General features: G+C 49.3%; 10 protein-coding genes. 7 read left to right on the forward strand and 3 right to left on the reverse strand.

Going from position 1 to position 15,965, the window contains the following annotated elements:
* The first annotated feature begins 30 nt into the window (after positions 1-30).
* Positions 31-1,794, forward strand: a complete 1,764-nt coding sequence (locus ACQ4MZ_RS11595) for a phospho-sugar mutase (RefSeq protein ID WP_430845148.1) — start codon at positions 31-33, stop codon at positions 1,792-1,794.
* 57 nt (positions 1,795-1,851) lie between these two features.
* On the opposite strand, the gene ACQ4MZ_RS11600 is transcribed toward ACQ4MZ_RS11595, so the two are convergent.
* The 3 genes from ACQ4MZ_RS11600 to ACQ4MZ_RS11610 form a co-directional block, all read right to left on the reverse strand.
* The gene (locus ACQ4MZ_RS11600; protein ID WP_430845149.1) at positions 1,852-3,123 is read right to left on the reverse strand and encodes a M56 family metallopeptidase; all 1,272 of its coding nucleotides are present in this window, start codon (positions 3,121-3,123) and stop codon (positions 1,852-1,854) included.
* Between the two features lie 69 nt (positions 3,124-3,192).
* Complete coding sequence (locus ACQ4MZ_RS11605; protein ID WP_430845151.1) at positions 3,193-3,609, reverse strand: hypothetical protein; 417 nt, start codon at positions 3,607-3,609, stop codon at positions 3,193-3,195.
* A gap of 32 nt (positions 3,610-3,641) precedes the next feature.
* Complete coding sequence (locus tag ACQ4MZ_RS11610) at positions 3,642-4,010, reverse strand: BlaI/MecI/CopY family transcriptional regulator (protein ID WP_430845152.1); 369 nt, start codon at positions 4,008-4,010, stop codon at positions 3,642-3,644.
* 221 nt (positions 4,011-4,231) lie between these two features.
* Between ACQ4MZ_RS11610 and ACQ4MZ_RS11615 the strand changes: the two genes are divergently transcribed.
* From ACQ4MZ_RS11615 to ACQ4MZ_RS11640, 6 genes are all read left to right on the forward strand, one after another.
* Positions 4,232-7,351, forward strand: a complete 3,120-nt coding sequence (locus ACQ4MZ_RS11615; protein WP_430845153.1) for a SusC/RagA family TonB-linked outer membrane protein — start codon at positions 4,232-4,234, stop codon at positions 7,349-7,351.
* Between the two features lie 6 nt (positions 7,352-7,357).
* Positions 7,358-8,776 carry a SusD/RagB family nutrient-binding outer membrane lipoprotein gene (locus ACQ4MZ_RS11620; protein WP_430845155.1) on the forward strand — a complete coding sequence of 473 codons (1,419 nt, stop codon included), beginning with the start codon at positions 7,358-7,360 and terminating at the stop codon, positions 8,774-8,776.
* Between the two features lie 20 nt (positions 8,777-8,796).
* Positions 8,797-9,273 carry a hypothetical protein gene (locus ACQ4MZ_RS11625; RefSeq protein ID WP_430845156.1) on the forward strand — a complete coding sequence of 159 codons (477 nt, stop codon included), beginning with the start codon at positions 8,797-8,799 and terminating at the stop codon, positions 9,271-9,273.
* A gap of 114 nt (positions 9,274-9,387) precedes the next feature.
* Positions 9,388-10,518, forward strand: coding sequence for a carboxypeptidase-like regulatory domain-containing protein (locus ACQ4MZ_RS11630; protein WP_430845158.1), 1,131 nt, complete (start codon positions 9,388-9,390; stop codon positions 10,516-10,518).
* Positions 10,519-10,868: 350 nt separating this feature from the next.
* On the forward strand, positions 10,869-14,102 hold the full coding sequence (locus ACQ4MZ_RS11635; RefSeq protein WP_430845159.1) for a SusC/RagA family TonB-linked outer membrane protein: 3,234 nt from the start codon (positions 10,869-10,871) through the stop codon (positions 14,100-14,102).
* Positions 14,103-14,153: 51 nt separating this feature from the next.
* Complete coding sequence (locus tag ACQ4MZ_RS11640; RefSeq protein ID WP_430845161.1) at positions 14,154-15,893, forward strand: RagB/SusD family nutrient uptake outer membrane protein; 1,740 nt, start codon at positions 14,154-14,156, stop codon at positions 15,891-15,893.
* Positions 15,894-15,965 lie beyond the last annotated feature (72 nt).

Genomic DNA, 15,965 nt, shown 5'->3' on the forward strand with positions numbered 1-15,965 from the left:
TTCTCTTAATTAATTCTATTTAACTCGATTATGACTGCAAAATTGGAACCGAATGTGATGACCAAAGTGAGCAGCTGGCTCAACGGTGATTATGATATCGATACGAAACAATCCATTCAACAATTGATCGATGAAGGCAATGATACTGAATTGACGGATGCGTTTTATAAAGACCTCGAATTCGGCACAGGCGGATTAAGGGGCCTCATAGGCATTGGTTCCAACCGCATGAACCGCTATACCGTGGGTACGGCTACCCAGGGATTGGCTAATTATCTCAACAAGGCATTCCCGAACGAGGCAAAAAGTGTGGCCGTAGCTTACGACAGCCGTATCAAATCGGATGAGTTTGCGAAAATTATCGCGGATATTTTCTCGGCAAATGGCATTTCGGTTTACCTTTTCGAAGGCTTGCGCCCGACACCGGAGCTTTCTTTCGCAATCCGCCTGCTGGGCTGTAAAAGTGGGGTAGTGGTGACAGCATCGCACAACCCGAAAGAATATAATGGCTACAAAGCGTACTGGACCGACGGTTCGCAGGTGGTGGCGCCGCACGATACCAATATTATTAACGAAGTAAATGCGATCACGTCGATCGACCAGGTGAAATTTGATGGCGATGCCTCGAAAATTACTAAAATTGGTGCCGAGGTGGACGAAAAATACATCAATCATATTCTTTCCCTTTCTATTTCGAAGGGTGCATTGGAACGCCAGAAAGATCTGAAAATCGTTTATACACCATTGCACGGAACCGGAGTGACGCTGGTGCCGCAATTGCTGGCCAAAATGGGTTTCGAAGCAGTGACGGTGATTGAAGAACAGGCGGAACCGAAAGGTAACGGCCAGTTCCCGACGGTCGTTTATCCAAATCCGGAAGAAAGCGAAGCCATGTCCAAAGCGGTGGAAAAAGCGAAGGAAATTGATGCGGATCTGGTAATGGGTACCGACCCTGACTCCGACCGTGTGGGTATCGCGGTGAAAAACCACCACGGAGAAATCCAGCTCCTGAACGGAAACCAGACTGCCAGTGTGCTTATTTATTATCTCCTGAATGCGTGGAAAGACGCGGGCAAGCTCACGGGAACGCAGTTTGTGTGTAAAACCATCGTTACCACCGACCTGATCGACAAAATGGCGGCCGCTTACGACGTGAAATGCTACAATACACTTACCGGCTTCAAATACATCGCCCAGGTAATCCGCGAAAAAGAAGGACAGGAGCAATTTATCGGCGGCGGCGAGGAAAGCTACGGTTACCTCATCGGCGACGCGGTGCGCGATAAGGACGCAATCGCTTCCTGCGCGATGATCGCGGAGCTTACTGCTTATGCGAAAGACAAAGGGCTGAGCCTCTTCGATATGCTGATGGAAATCTACAAACAGTTTGGTTTCTATTACGAAGGGCTGATCTCACTGACCAAAAAGGGTAAGTCAGGCGCCGACGAAATCCAGCAGATGATGGCCGATTTCCGTGCTAACCCGCCAAAAACCATCGCAGGATCGCCGGTTGTGAGAATGGACGATTACAAGGCATTGACCACAACGGATTTCAAATCGGGTAATACGGTTGCGATTCCGTCAGGTGAAATGGGTATCGAATCTTCGAATGTATTGCAGTTCTTCACCGAAGACGGCACGAAATTCACTTGCCGTCCATCCGGTACCGAGCCGAAGATCAAATTTTATGTAGGAGTGCGTGCTGCGCTGGAAAAGAACGAGGATTTCGACAGTGTTTATGCTTCCTTGAAAGAGAAGGTGAAGGCGATAGGCGAGGAGCTGAATTTGAAATAATGCCTTATTGATAGTTTAATAAATGCGAAGGCGGCTCGTTTGGGCCGCCTTCGCATTTTATTGGGCGTAAACCACAATGTATTTTCGCCTGGCGTTATCTTCCAGTAAGGTTATCCGTTCGACTCTGGAAAATGGGATGTTATTCAGCTCGGTAAATGTGGAAGGGTTTGTGTTCAGGTAAAAAGTGGCATTTTTATGGTATTCCGATACGTGTAAAGTATTGTCGGCTGATTTGCCGAAACCGTTTTTGTTATAAAAATTCTCCGCGGATGCCCCGGTCAGAACTTGCCGTGTAAATGTGCTTGCCGTGTGCGTTCCAAGGCTTTGCCCGAGCTTGTATTCGAAATAGGCTACTTCATTTTTCTTTGCGATAGCGAGGGATTGTTGGTAATCTTGTTCCATTTCCTTGCCGAGGGGGTCGGGAGGGAGTTGTCCCATGCCGCTTCCCTGTTCGGAGATATATCCCGAGTAGCCTTTCATAGGCTCAAACTCGCTGTTGGCGTGTTCTTCTCCTGTTCCAAATCCATTTTTGGTGTTAATGCGGACTGATACGGCGGTAATGTATTTTTGTAATGGATCGAATTGCAGTTGATTGATCTGGAACTCCTGCCCGAACTTTTGAACCTCCGCTTTGATTTCATTGATATCATCCCAGGTCATCATCGGCATGATAGCCCAATACAAAGTTTGACCCACGATCTGTACACCCTTCACTTTGGGCTGTTTCGCGCTCTGAACCGTGTCAAGCACTTGATCGGCAAGCGTTGCGTGTAACGGAAGCGGACTAGCTTCTTCGTTTTTCACCGAGTTCGAAACGGAATCTTGCGTTACAACGGGTGGTAAGATCACTTCTCCGACCAGCGGCTTCACTAACGGCTTGATCACCTCGGGCGCTAGCTCAACAATTTGTTCCCGATATGGGGCCACGAAAGCCGACGAAAGATAGACCAATGCCACCACAGCTACATATTTGCCCCAAACCAGGTAATGCGAAGGCTCCCGGTTCATCATTTGAATGCGTTTTTTGAGCAGCGACCGGGCAAATGAGTTGGTCAGCGGCAATTCCCGCGCTTGCAAGACTGCATTCAATAAATTGTATTGGTATTGCTTTTTCTCAAAGCCACTATCCAGCACAGCGCGGTCGGCGAGGTATTCGAGGTTTTCCTGTACCAGTTTTTGATGAACCCATGCAAACGGGTTGAACCACAGACAAATCTTCTGGATCTCGGCCAGCAGCAAATCGGCGCTGTGCCATTGCCGCGCGTGTTCAGCCTCGTGCGCGATGATATTGCGCAGCTCGCGATCGGAATGCTTCGAAAGGTCGAGCATTATCCATTTGAAAAACGAGAAAGGTGAAACGCCAGCCACATGCACGACGGAAGGGCCGTCGGGGTGCTCTTAGTTCCGGCCGCGGGCAACCAGCAGGAACAAGCGGCAAATCTGAAAAAGGAAATATCCTGCCATTACGAGCATGCCCGAAAAGTAAATGGCACTAATCCAATCTGCGGCGTTCATTGCCGGTAACGTTGCTTCTGTAGATGCCGCGAAAGGCTGTGATTGAATGGTCGCGATCGGTGCACTGAGCATCGGCAGCTTCCCCACTACTTTCGGAATGCTGTGGTGGAAGTCGGTTTGTACCCCCACAGGACCCCAGCTGGGCAGGCTGATCAATGGTAATGTCCATGAGGCGGCTACATTGAGCCAGAGCAGCACACGATTAAGCTTCGAAAACGTTTCAAACTGGATCAGCCAGCGATAGGCCAACGTGAGCACGGCCAGCACGAGGCTGACTTTCATGAGGTAAGGGATCAGCATAAGTCGGCGGATGAATGTGATACATCAATACTCTATTCTCCTTCTTCGATCATCCGGATGATCTCGCGCAGATCGTCCGGCGTCACTTTTTCCTGCTTCGCGAAATAGGCAACCAGGTCCTTGTAAGAATCGTTGAAATACCCGCCAACGACCTTGCCCAAGACAAAATGATTCTGGTAATCCTCCTGCTTCACGACCGGAAAGTATTCATAGGTATTCCCGAATTGCCTATGCGATACATAACCCTTTTCTTCCAAATTCCGGATAATGGTCGAAACGGTGTTGTAATGTAGCTTCGGCTCGGTGAAAAGCGGAAGCATATCTTTAACAAATGCGGTGCCCAGCTTCCATAGCACCTGCATGACTTCCTCTTCTTTGTTGGTGAGCTTTTCAAGTTCCATGTCGTAAATATTAAAACTATTTTTATAGTTAACAAACTATTTTTCTAGTAATGGTATTTCCCGACGAAAACTTGAAAAGAAATACATGCACAGGGTAAGGCCAGATACACCGCTGGGTAATCAATATGTTACCTTTTGTTGTCTTATGATGACTCTAAGTGATACTTTTTAAAGAACGAATTGTAAATTACATGTATCATATAACGACACCTAGCTAACGCATGATGAAAAAACTACTTCACAACAACGCAATGTTGCTGTACCTGACGATGGCTTTCTGCTGGAATGCCGTTCGGGCACAAAACGGTCCGGTGACGGGGATAGTCACGGACAAAGACGGTACCGAGATTCCGGGCGTCAGTGTAAGCGTCAAAGGGACTTCGCAAGGCACTTCCACCAACGAAAAGGGGGCGTATTCGGTGCAGGCCGGGCCGGGAGCTGTACTGGTATTCAGTTTTATTGGTTTTAAAAAGCAGGAAGTCGTTTTGGGTAATCAGCGTTCCAATGTGAATGTGCAATTGGAAGCCGATGTGTCGATGCTCGACGAGGTCGTGGTTACTGCACTCGGGCAGACGCAGGAAAAGCGGGCGATCGGCTATTCGGTGCAGTCGATCCGGTCCGATGAAATCAAAGAGTCGGGCAATCCGAATATGGTGGGCGCATTGCAGGGGAAGATTGCCGGCGCGGTAATCACCGGCTCTGGCGGTGCGCCGGGGGCAGGGGTGAACATCATTCTGAGAGGCATTACTTCGCTCAGCGGGAGCGCCGATAACCAGCCGCTGTTTGTGATCGACGGCATAATCATCAGCAATGCTACTACGGCCGGCAACCCGCTGCCCAGCGCTGGTTCGGCCTCTCCCGGAGCTGCCGAGCAGTTTGCCAACACCAACCGAGCTGCCGATATCAACCCCGACGACGTCGAAAGCATTTCGGTACTGAAAGGCCCCGCGGCAACGGCACTTTACGGTTTGCGGGCTTCCAACGGCGCCATTATCATCACCACCAAGCGCGGAAAGTCGGGGAAACTCAACGTCTCGTTGTCGTTGTCAGGTGGGGTGGATGTGCTGGGCAAATCACCGGATATCCAGACGCGCTTCCTGCAAGGCCGTTTCGGAGAGTTTATCTCGCCAACCGAAGTACGCCAGCGGACGCCTTATCAGTCGTTCGGTCCGTCAATCATCGGTAACACTACCGACCGCATTTATGACAACTTCCGAGGGTTTTACCAAACGGGCTTTCGAACCAACAATAATATTACACTCGCCAAGGGAAGCGAAAAGGGCAACATTTATGTTTCAGCGGGACATAATTACCAGCAAGGCATTGTGCCGGCTACCTATTTTGAAAGGACTTCCGCCAAAATCGCCGGTACCTACAATTTTACGAAGCGCTTTTCGGCGTCGGGCTCGTTCAATTACATTCGCTCGGGTGGAAAGCGTCCGCCTGCCGGCGATAAATCGGTTTTCAGCGCATTGTCCTACTGGCCGAACACCTATGATGTGAACGACTATCTGAATCCCGACGGATCTTACAAGAACCTGTTGCCCGGTTTCACCGACAACCCCGTTTACCTCGTCAGAAAGAGCCCGCGGATCGATGCCGTCAACCGTTACATCGCCGACGTCACCTTGAACTACAACATTACCGACTGGCTGAGCGCCAAATACCAGATCACGATGGATGCGTTCAACGAGCGCCGCAAGCGGCAGGTCGATAGTACTTTCGATGTAGGCACGGCCGTTAAGGGCTTTTTAATTAAGGAAAATATCAATTACCGCGAAATCAACTCTAATTTATATGTGACGGCCACCAAGCAGCTCAACGAAAGTTGGAATGGCTCGCTGATGGTGGGAAATTCGGTGGTAGGCAGCAAGCGGCCCGACAGCTATTACGAGCGCGGTGAAGGTTGGAAGGCACCTTTTACCGACGAGATCAGCAGCTACCGTAACCAGCAAAAACGTTTTTACTCACCGCTGCAATACCGGATCGTGAGCTTCTTCGCAGATGCCAAACTGAGCTACAAGGACATTCTCTACCTGAATGCGACGGGGCGTAACGATATCGTGTCGACGCTTCCCAAGGCCAATAACTCGTTCTTTTATCCTTCATTCAGCGCCGGGTACATTTTTACCGAAAATCTTCCTAAAAATAGTATCCTCAGCTACGGGAAGCTCCGCGCATCGTGGGCGCAGGTGGGTAAAGGTACGGACCCGTACGTGATAGGCGTGTATTACGAGCTGGCCGACAACTTTCCGTTCGGCAACACGGTACCCGGCTATGTCCGCCGGTCTACCACGGCGGCAGACAACCTCAAACCCGAGCGTACCACCTCCATTGAGTTCGGTACCGAGCTGCGTTTTTTCAGGAACCGGCTCATGCTAGATGCGACTTATTTTACAATGGATAGTAAGGATCAGATCGTTCGAGCGCCGGTCTCGAATGTGTCCGGGTATTCATTTTATTACACCAATATTGGCCTGATCCGAAACAAGGGCATCGAGTTGCTGGCCACTTTCAAGCCGGTGACAACTGGCCGTTTCACCTGGGATATGTCATTGAATTTCACCAAAATGTCGGGTAAGGTGATCGAGATGCCGGATGAGCTTGAAGAAATCTCCTATTTCGATAATGGCAGCCGCGGCGTGCTGAAAGTGCGGGAAGGCAGCAAGCTCGGCGAGCTCTGGGGGCTCGACTACCTGCGTGCGCCGGATGGCCAGTTGCTCATTCAGCCGAACGGTTTCCCGCTTACCAGCCAGGTGACTGTTCCCTGGGGCAATGCGTTACCCGATTGGACAGCCGGACTTACCAACACCTTCAACTACCGCGGACTGGGTCTTTCGTTCCTACTGGAATGGCGGCAGGGCGGTGATGTGGTCGATCTGGGCGAGCGCAACGCATTTCGCGCAGGGTCGATCGAGATTACAGGCCGGCGCTATGAACGGGTAGTATTTAAAGGCGTTGTCGAACAAAAAGGGGCGGACAACTCGGTAACATACGTTCCCAACACCAAGTCGGTGGTGCTCGATGATGCGTTCTACAACCCGTCGACAGCGCGTTATATGGGCAACTCGGCGCAGTTTAATATTCAGGACGGTTCGTGGTTCCGTTTGCGGACGGTGAACCTTTCCTATGCGATACCGAAAGCGGCACTGGCCCAATCGATTTTCAAGGGAGGTGTTCGATTCAATTTTACTGGTACAAACCTCTTTTTAAATACACCATTCCGCGGGTATGATCCGGAAGCCCTCACGTTTGGCTCGGGGACCAACATTATTGGCTTTGTGGGACGGAACAATCCGGCTACACGCAGTTTTCAGTTGGGTATCAATGTCAATTTTTAGGAAAATATGAAAAATATCAGATACATATTCAAACTGCTGCCTTTGCTGGCTCTGTTGCTGACGGCCTGTGATAAATTCCTGGACGTCAATACGGACGGAACTCTAAAAGGCGACGCGACTATGCAGGAGCTGTTGCCTACCGCCCAGTTCTACACCGCCGAAGCGAGTTTTCAGCAGGCTTATGTGGCTTGTCAGTATGCGCAGCAACTGGGCAGTGCGCTGGGTGCTAACGGCATTGATACGTATGCCGAAACGGATAATACACTGGGCTGGTCAAACCTTTATCTCTATGCATTGCCGCAACTGAATGCTATTATCAAAAAAGGGCAGGAGGAAGCCTCGCCGGCCTATGTAGGTATTGCAAAAGTGCTTACGGCTTACAATCTCGGCCTGGCGACCGTCAATTGGGAGAACGTGCCATACAGCCAGGCCGATCAGAAGAATTTCTCTCCCGCGTACGACACGCAGGAACAGATATATGCGACCATTAACAAACTCCTCGACGAGGCGGTGACCGAGCTCAGTGGTAGCACCGGTGCCAAACCTGGCCAGGACGACCTTATTTACCAGGGGGATCTGGGCAAATGGACCCGGTTGGCCTATTCGCTGCGCGCCCGTTACCTTTGGCATGGTTCATTGCGGAATCCCCAACAGGCCGCACAGGGGGCGCTTGCGGCATTGGAAAAGGGTATGAAGGGAAATGAAGATGATTTTCAATTGCAGTATAATTCCAAAAACCTCAGCCCCTGGTATAGTAAAGTGGCTATTCCGAATACGACGGGTAACCTCTCGGTCACGTTTTCCAATACGATTGTGGATCTTTTTAATGGCACCACTCAGGGCGTTGCCGACCCGCGCCTATCGAAAGTGATTGGGTTGAAAAACAACCAGACGGTCTATTCCGGCGTGATACCGGGCTCCGGCAGCGGATCCACCGTCGATCTGAATAACAAAGCCTGGCATTCGAATATTAATTCACCGCTGGTTATGATGACTTATTCCGAGCTGAAAGGGATCGAAGCGGAAGCGAGGTTGACCGGCAATGCAGGCGGAGGTACCTCGGCGGCCGGATATGCGGCTTATCAGGAGATGATTTCTGCTAATATGAAAAAAGTAGGTGTTGAGCAGGCTGATATTGACAAATTCCTGAAAGACGCCAAGATCGATGTAGGTGCTTCCAGGCTGACTGCGAAGCAAATCGTTACCGAAAAGTTCAAATCCATGCTGCTTATCGGTGATATCTGGACGGATATCCGAAAATATGACTACCTGGATTTTCCAATGCCTGCCAACCCGAACCCGGATTTGCAGGGCAAACGCATTCAACGGATGAAATACCCCGATTCGGAAATTACCCGGAACTCCAAAACTGTGCTTGCTAACCAAAAAGATCCCGAAGTGCAGATGTGGCTGATCAACAAATAGACTTTTAAAACAGAAATAATATGAAACTGATCTTGAAATATATTCTTGCCTGCCTGGTTTCCATGGTGATACTTACCAGCTGCTATAAAGAGCCGGATTTGTTCGAGGAGTTGTTGGTCAGTAACGGGAAGGTCGCCCAGATCGCCGTTGTCTGGCTTGGCGATGCGAAAGTCTATAATGCGGCCGGCGTGCTCCAAACGACTATCACGGTGGATTCGCTCAGTACCGTGAATGTGAATATCGAATATACCTCGGAAGTAGCTGTTAAGGAATTCAAAATCTATTCCGCGCCGACGGCCTCGGGTTCGCAGACACTTATTGCGACCGTTCCTGCTGGTGCTCAGAAGTACGATGCCGAGCTGCGCAATTATGTTATGAAAGTGCCCATTACGGCGCCAAAAGGCAAAAACGTGACTTCGATCATTTTTGCTGAGATTGTTGCGGAAAACTCATATGCCTCGTCCCAAAAGACGGCCACATTAAAAACAAAGCCTTAGCTGAAAGTGAAAGGGTATGCAACGTTCGGAGGGTATTTCGGGTATCGGGTCAGAGTTTACAAACTCCTCATTTATCTTTGAGATTTAAAGCTTGAATATCCGATGCACCCCTTTTTGAACCACATATCCCTTACCCGTTATTTATTGCTATTGGTAGTGACTGTTCTCGCGCACATAAGCACGTATGCGCAACAGAATGGTACAGTTACGCTTACCGGAAAGGTTACCGACGAGAAAACCGGTAAACCGCTGCCTTTCGCCAATGTTTTCATTAATAATTCGACCATAGGGACCAATTCCGACGAAAACGGCAATTATCGTTTGCCTGGCCTCGCGGTGGGTAACCTCGAACTGGTGGTATCGTTCCTGGGCTACGAAACCATGAAGCAAACGCTCCGCTTTGAACAGCCGGGGACCAAGACAGTTATTTTCAAATTACGCGAAGGGCAGGAGCTGAAAGGCGTGACCATTGTGGCCAAAAAGAATAAAAAACGCGAGAGGCATTTGAAAATCATTATTCGTGAGCTGTTGGGAAGGGGTAAATTCAGCAAGTTGTGTAAAGTGCTGAACCCGGAGGTATTGCGGATATCGGAAGACGACGATGGGCATCTTGGAGCGCAGACAACGAAGCCGCTGATTATAGAGAACTACGCATTGGGTTACCGCATTCACCAGGATCTGGATGATTTCGATTATTTCAATGGAAAGGTTTACTATGGCGGTGCCACGCGTTTCGAGCTTTTGACCCCGAAAGATGACGCGCAGCGCAAGCAATGGCGCGCCAATCAGAAAGAAGCTTATAAAGGTTCCCTCAAACATTTGCTGACGAGCATGGTGTCCGATAGTTTGCAGGAGCAGGGTTTCAAGGTTTTTCAGGTAATTCCGGATTCTCTCCGCATTTTTAAATCGGTCAGAAGCGTCAACGGATATAACACCATTAATAATCATATCCACAATCGGATCGAGCCTGTGCGCGGTATGCGCCTGGTGCGCCCGGGAGAGCTGCCCACCGAGCGATTGGTGGTGTCGCGGACACAGCTGGAAGTATTTAACATGAACAAGCACGGCAAGTCGCCCTATTCGGATATGTCCTATGCTTATACACAGATAACATTTCCGCAAGGTTACATGGTTACAACACCGCAAGGATGGGTTGTAATGCCCATGGGTTTTGAAATTGCCGGCGACCTTGGCAACGACCGTTTCTCGAACCTTCTTCCCGCTGACTGGAAGCGTGACGAATAATCATCCTTCTTTTTACGTATAGCAATCTCCGTAGCTAATGATTGGGTTACTCACCTTTTTGTGAGTGAACATAGCATTGTGCTTAAAACGCATATGTCCCCTGCGTATTTGTCACTCATCTTCTATTAAAGTGTGCTAATATCGTATAGTATAAGGCTCCTTAAACGATTAAGTGGTGTTTTCGTGTTAAAAAACATATGTAACCGATAGTGATATAATGTGGCGCTCTTTTATCAATTTATGGTACTATTCTATAAAAAAATAAAATAGTGTCTTTTTGACGTATAAATATTTGCTTAAATAATTATAAATTTGATGTGCCTAATAATTTATTAACCTAACTAAGGAATATGAAAATAATCTACAAAAGTCCCGGTCGGGATTTATTCACTTTCCTCCTCCTTTTTCTGACTGTTTTTTCAGCTATTGCTCAGGATCGGAGAGTGACTGGCGTTGTGTCAGATCCCGCGGGCACAGGAATTCCCGGAGCTACCATTCTGATAAAAGGTACGCAGCTCGGGTCGAACACAGATGCGGAAGGACGTTTTGCAGTAAATGTCAGATCAGACAAAGATGTGCTCGTCATTAGCTTTGTCGGCTACAAAACGAAAGAGATCATCGTAGGGAACCAGACGGTGATCGATGTGAAAATGGAAGACGATGTAGCGGCGTTGGAAGAAGTGGTGGTGACCGGTTATACGACCGACAAACGCCGCGAAACTTCCGGGGCGGTATCACTCGTAAAAGCGAAAGACCTTACGGCGGTACCTTCAGGAAACGTTGAACAGCAGTTGCAGGGACGCGTGGCGGGGGTGACGGTCATTACTAACGGTCAGCCTGGTACCAATAGCCAGATCCGCGTACGCGGTTTCGGTTCTTTTGAAAATAATGAACCATTGTATGTCGTGGACGGATTGCAAGTGACTTCGACGGATTTCCTTAACCCGGATGATATCGACCAGACCACTGTATTGAAGGATGCAACCACGGCTTCTATCTATGGAGCGCGGGCAGCTGGGGGCGTGGTGGTTTATACAACCAAGAAAGGTACCCGCAACAGAAAGCTGAGCGTTACCTACGACGGGTTGGTCGGTTTTACAACCCCGGGCAGCGGTCAGAAAATGATGAATCCTACGGATTTTGCGGACTGGACCTGGAATGCATTCCGCAACTCGGGATGGAAGCCGGGCGATAAAAACTGGACGCACCCGCAATTCGGTACAGGCGCAACGCCTGTGATACCCGATTACCTGATGGTGGGGGGAACGTATGGCGTTACCGGTAACGTCGATCTGGCTGCGGAGCGTAAAAAATACAATGTAGATCCTACGGCAGGAACGGTCTATCAGGTGGTAAGGGCAAACCGCGCAGGTACCGACTGGTATGACGCGATCACCCGCACAGCACCTGTTACTCGTCACTCGCTGGGCTTCTCAGGAGGCGGTGAAAATGGACGTTACTTTGTAGGATTGGGTTTGCAGGATCAGAAAGGTATTCTTTTGAACAACAGCTTCAAACGGTACACTTTCCGCGTGAATACCGAATTCAATATCCTTAAGAACCTGAGATTCGGAGAGAACATTCAGGGAACCTACCGTCAGGTGCTCGGTATTGGCGGAGCGAATAACGGCCAGGGGGTAGCGAACGACGAGAACGACATCCTAAGTGCATTCCGTATGCCTTCGATCATTCCCGTTTATGACGAGTTCGGCGGTTATGCGGGAACGGCGGCGAAGGGTTTCAACAACCCGAGAAACCCCGTGGCGACCAGGGATGGTATGAAAAACAACAACGCTTTCAACGCGAACGGAGCTGGTAACATCTACTTGGAATTCGATCCGATCGAAAACCTGACGTTGCGATCCAGCCTGGGTGCCCAGTATAACAACTATACTTACTGGAACTATTCGCGCCGTCAATACGAAAACTCCGAAAATAACTCAGCAGTAGGCTATGGCGAAGGTTCGGGATACCGCTTTTCGTGGACATTTACGAACACCGCGCAATATCGCAAGACATTCGGTTTGCATAATGTGGACTTTTTGGTAGGTCAGGAATCATTAACTCTAGACAAAAGTCGCGATTTACAGGCATCAGGCTTGAACCCGTTTTCGAATGACATAAATTATGTGAATATGTCGAACGTGTCTTCGAAAGTCGTAAACAGCCAACTTGCTAATGGCGTAACGATGTATTCACTGTTCGGGCGTTTGAATTACATATTCAACGACCGGTATATTGTGTCCGGGGTATTACGCCGAGATGGTGCGTCACGCTTTGGCTTTGACACCCGTTATGGGACATTTCCAGCGGTGTCGGTGGCATGGCGCGTCACTTCCGAAAACTTCATGAAGAGCCTTACATTCCTAAGCGATTTGAAAATCCGCGGAGGTTATGGTCACATGGGTAATTCCAATCCGGTGCGTCCCGACAACCAATTCAGCCTCTACTCGGCGGGTATCGGAACATCGGCATATGATATTACCGGCTCCAACACCAGTGCCGTCGAAGGCTATTACCGCAGCAAACTAGGCAATGCTTCAGCGAAATGGGAAACCAGTGTGACCAAAAATATCGGTTTTGATGCGACATTGTTTAATGGCAAACTCGATGTGATCCTTGACTTCTGGCAGAAAGATTCCAAAGATCTGCTGTTTCAGAAAGGGGTGCCGGCCGTTGTAGGCTCGGGTGCGACGCCTCCGTACGTGAATGCAGGCACCATTACCAACAAGGGTATCGATTTTCAGGTCATTACAAAAGGCAAGGCGGGCGGCAAGCTGGGCTATGAGCTGAATGTGACTGGTAGCATTCTGAAAAACGAAATCGGCGATCTTGGCGGTGATAAATACCTGACAAGTATCAACCCGGGGTACCGCGGTCTGCAGCCAATCCGTAACCAATTGGGTCATTCGCTTTCGGCATTCTATGGCTATAATGTACTCGGCCTCTTCCAGACTGAGGAAGAAGTGAAGCAAGCACCCGCACAGGACGGAAAGGGTGTCGGCCGTTTCCGCTATCAAGATATCAATGGCGATAACATGATCAATGCCGACGACCGCATGTATCTTGGTAGCCCTGTTCCGAAATTCACCGGCGGTTTGAATCTGAAATTGACTTACCTGAATTTCGAGGTCGAAACTTATATGTATACTTCGATTGGTAACAAGATTTTCAATGCTTCCAAATGGTTTACTGATTTCTATCCTTCGTTTGCCGGTGCAGCCATCAGTGAAAGGGTGAAAGACTCCTGGTCACCATCGAACACCGGCGCTACTATTCCTATTTTTGAAAGCGCTTCTAACTTCAGTACCAATACACAAGCCAATTCCTTCTATGTGGAAAATGGCAACTATGTGAGAATGCAGAACATTTCGCTGGGCTATAACCTGCCGAAAACGCTGCTGGCTAAGCTAAAAATGCAGAAACTGAGATTGTATGCCTCAGCGAACAACATTTTCACAATCTCCAAATACCAGGGACTCGATCCTGGTGTAGGTGGTAACGCGGACACGCAATTCGGGATCGATGTGGGGAACTATCCTGTAACAAGAAGCTGGGTTTTTGGTGTGAACCTTGGTTTCTAATCTTTAAGCAGGCTGTTTCTACATTGAATGAATCATTAATATTCTGAATCGATGAAAAAGATATTAACAAATAGTATGGTGATTATCGCCGGCGTTATGACGGTGTTTTTCTCCTGTAAAGAAAGCTTTCTGGATAAGCCAGCCACAGGCGCGGTGAGTGAAGAACTTCTTACCTCTACAAAAGGGCTCGAAGGGGTGCTGATCGGGGTCTATGGCCAGATCAACGGCAAGGGCGCGGGCGGCAGGATGGCCAGCCCGAGCAACTGGGTTTGGGGAAGCATCCGCGGAGGCGATGCCAACAAAGGTACCGACCCCGGTGATTTTAGCGACATCAACCCGATCCAGCGCTATGAATACCTGAGTACTCAGGGGGTTATCTCTGATAAATGGGTAGGTAATTATGAAGGTATTTCACGCGCGAACGCCGTACTGCGCCTCGTAGCCAAGGCTGATCCGGATGTCACGGATGCGACTAAGACGCGCATTAGCGCAGAGGCCCGCTTCCTGCGCGGACATTATTATTTCGAATTGAAAAAGGCATTTGGCAATACACCTTATGTGGACGAGTCGGTTGACTATGGAACCGGTATCGAAAAGGTGAAGAACGATGCTGACCTTTGGCCTAAAATCGAGGCGGATTTCAAATTTGCGTTTGATAACCTGCCGGTAACACAGGATGCCGTGGGCCGTGCCAACAAATGGGCAGCAGCCTCGTACCTGGCCAAGGCGTATCTCTATCAGAAAAAATTTCCTGAGGCTAAAACGCTTTTTGATCAGATCATTGCAAACGGGCAGACTACCAATGGCAAGAAATATGCTTTGGTACCTAAATATGCCGATGTATTCCGCGCTTCGAATGACAATAACTCAGAGTCTGTTTTTGCGGTACAGGCAGCGGCCAACACAGGTAGCGTAAATAATGCGAACCCTGAGTTTGACCTCAACTGGCCTTACAACACCGGTGCGAATGGCCCCGGTAACTGCTGCGGTTTCTTCCAGCCAAGCTTCGAAATGGTGAACTCGCACCGTACCGATGCCAATGGTTTGCCACTGCTGGATGGTTCGTACAATTCAGACAAAAATGCGGTGGTATCGGATATGGGCTTGCTTTCCAAAGACAAATTTACCCCTGATGCTGGTAATCTTGACCCACGGCTCGACCACTCGGTAGGCCGTCGCGGAATTCCATTCCTTGACTGGATCGATCACCCAGGCGCCGACTGGATTCGTAACCAGGCCAATGGCGGTCCGTACAGTCCTAAAAAGTATGCTTATTACAAAACCGACGTAGGCTCGTTGCAGGACAACAGTTCCTGGACACCGGGTTATACGGCGATCAACTACACCGTAATCCGCTTCGCCGACGTACTCCTGATGGCCGCAGAGGCAGAAATAGAAGCTGGTACGCTTGAAAAAGCACGGGAATATGTAAATATGGTGCGCGCCCGCGCGGCGAATCCCGACGGGTTCGTAAAGAAGGGAGGGGCTCCGGCAGCGAAATATGTGATCGGAACTTATAAAACTGCATGGACTGACAAGGAAGCAGCCCGTACCGCTGTGCGTTTTGAAAGAAAACTGGAACTGAACCTCGAAGGCCACCGGTTTTTCGATCTGGTACGCTGGGGTGTTGCCGAAAAGGAACTCAATGCCTACCTGACGTTCGAATCGAAGCAACTTACCGGTGCATTAGGTGGTGCCAAATTCGCTGCCAAATACGAATTGTTACCGATACCACAGAGCCAAATCGACCTTCAGGGCGCCGACGTCCTGAAACAGAACCCTGGTTTCTAAGCATTTCAAACCTGACTAATTTACAGGAGATGGTATGTATTTACCATCTCCTTTTGTTAATTTCGAGATATC

The sequence above is a fragment of the Dyadobacter sp. BHUBP1 genome, from assembly GCF_050587785.1.
GTDB lineage: Bacteria > Bacteroidota > Bacteroidia > Cytophagales > Spirosomataceae > Dyadobacter.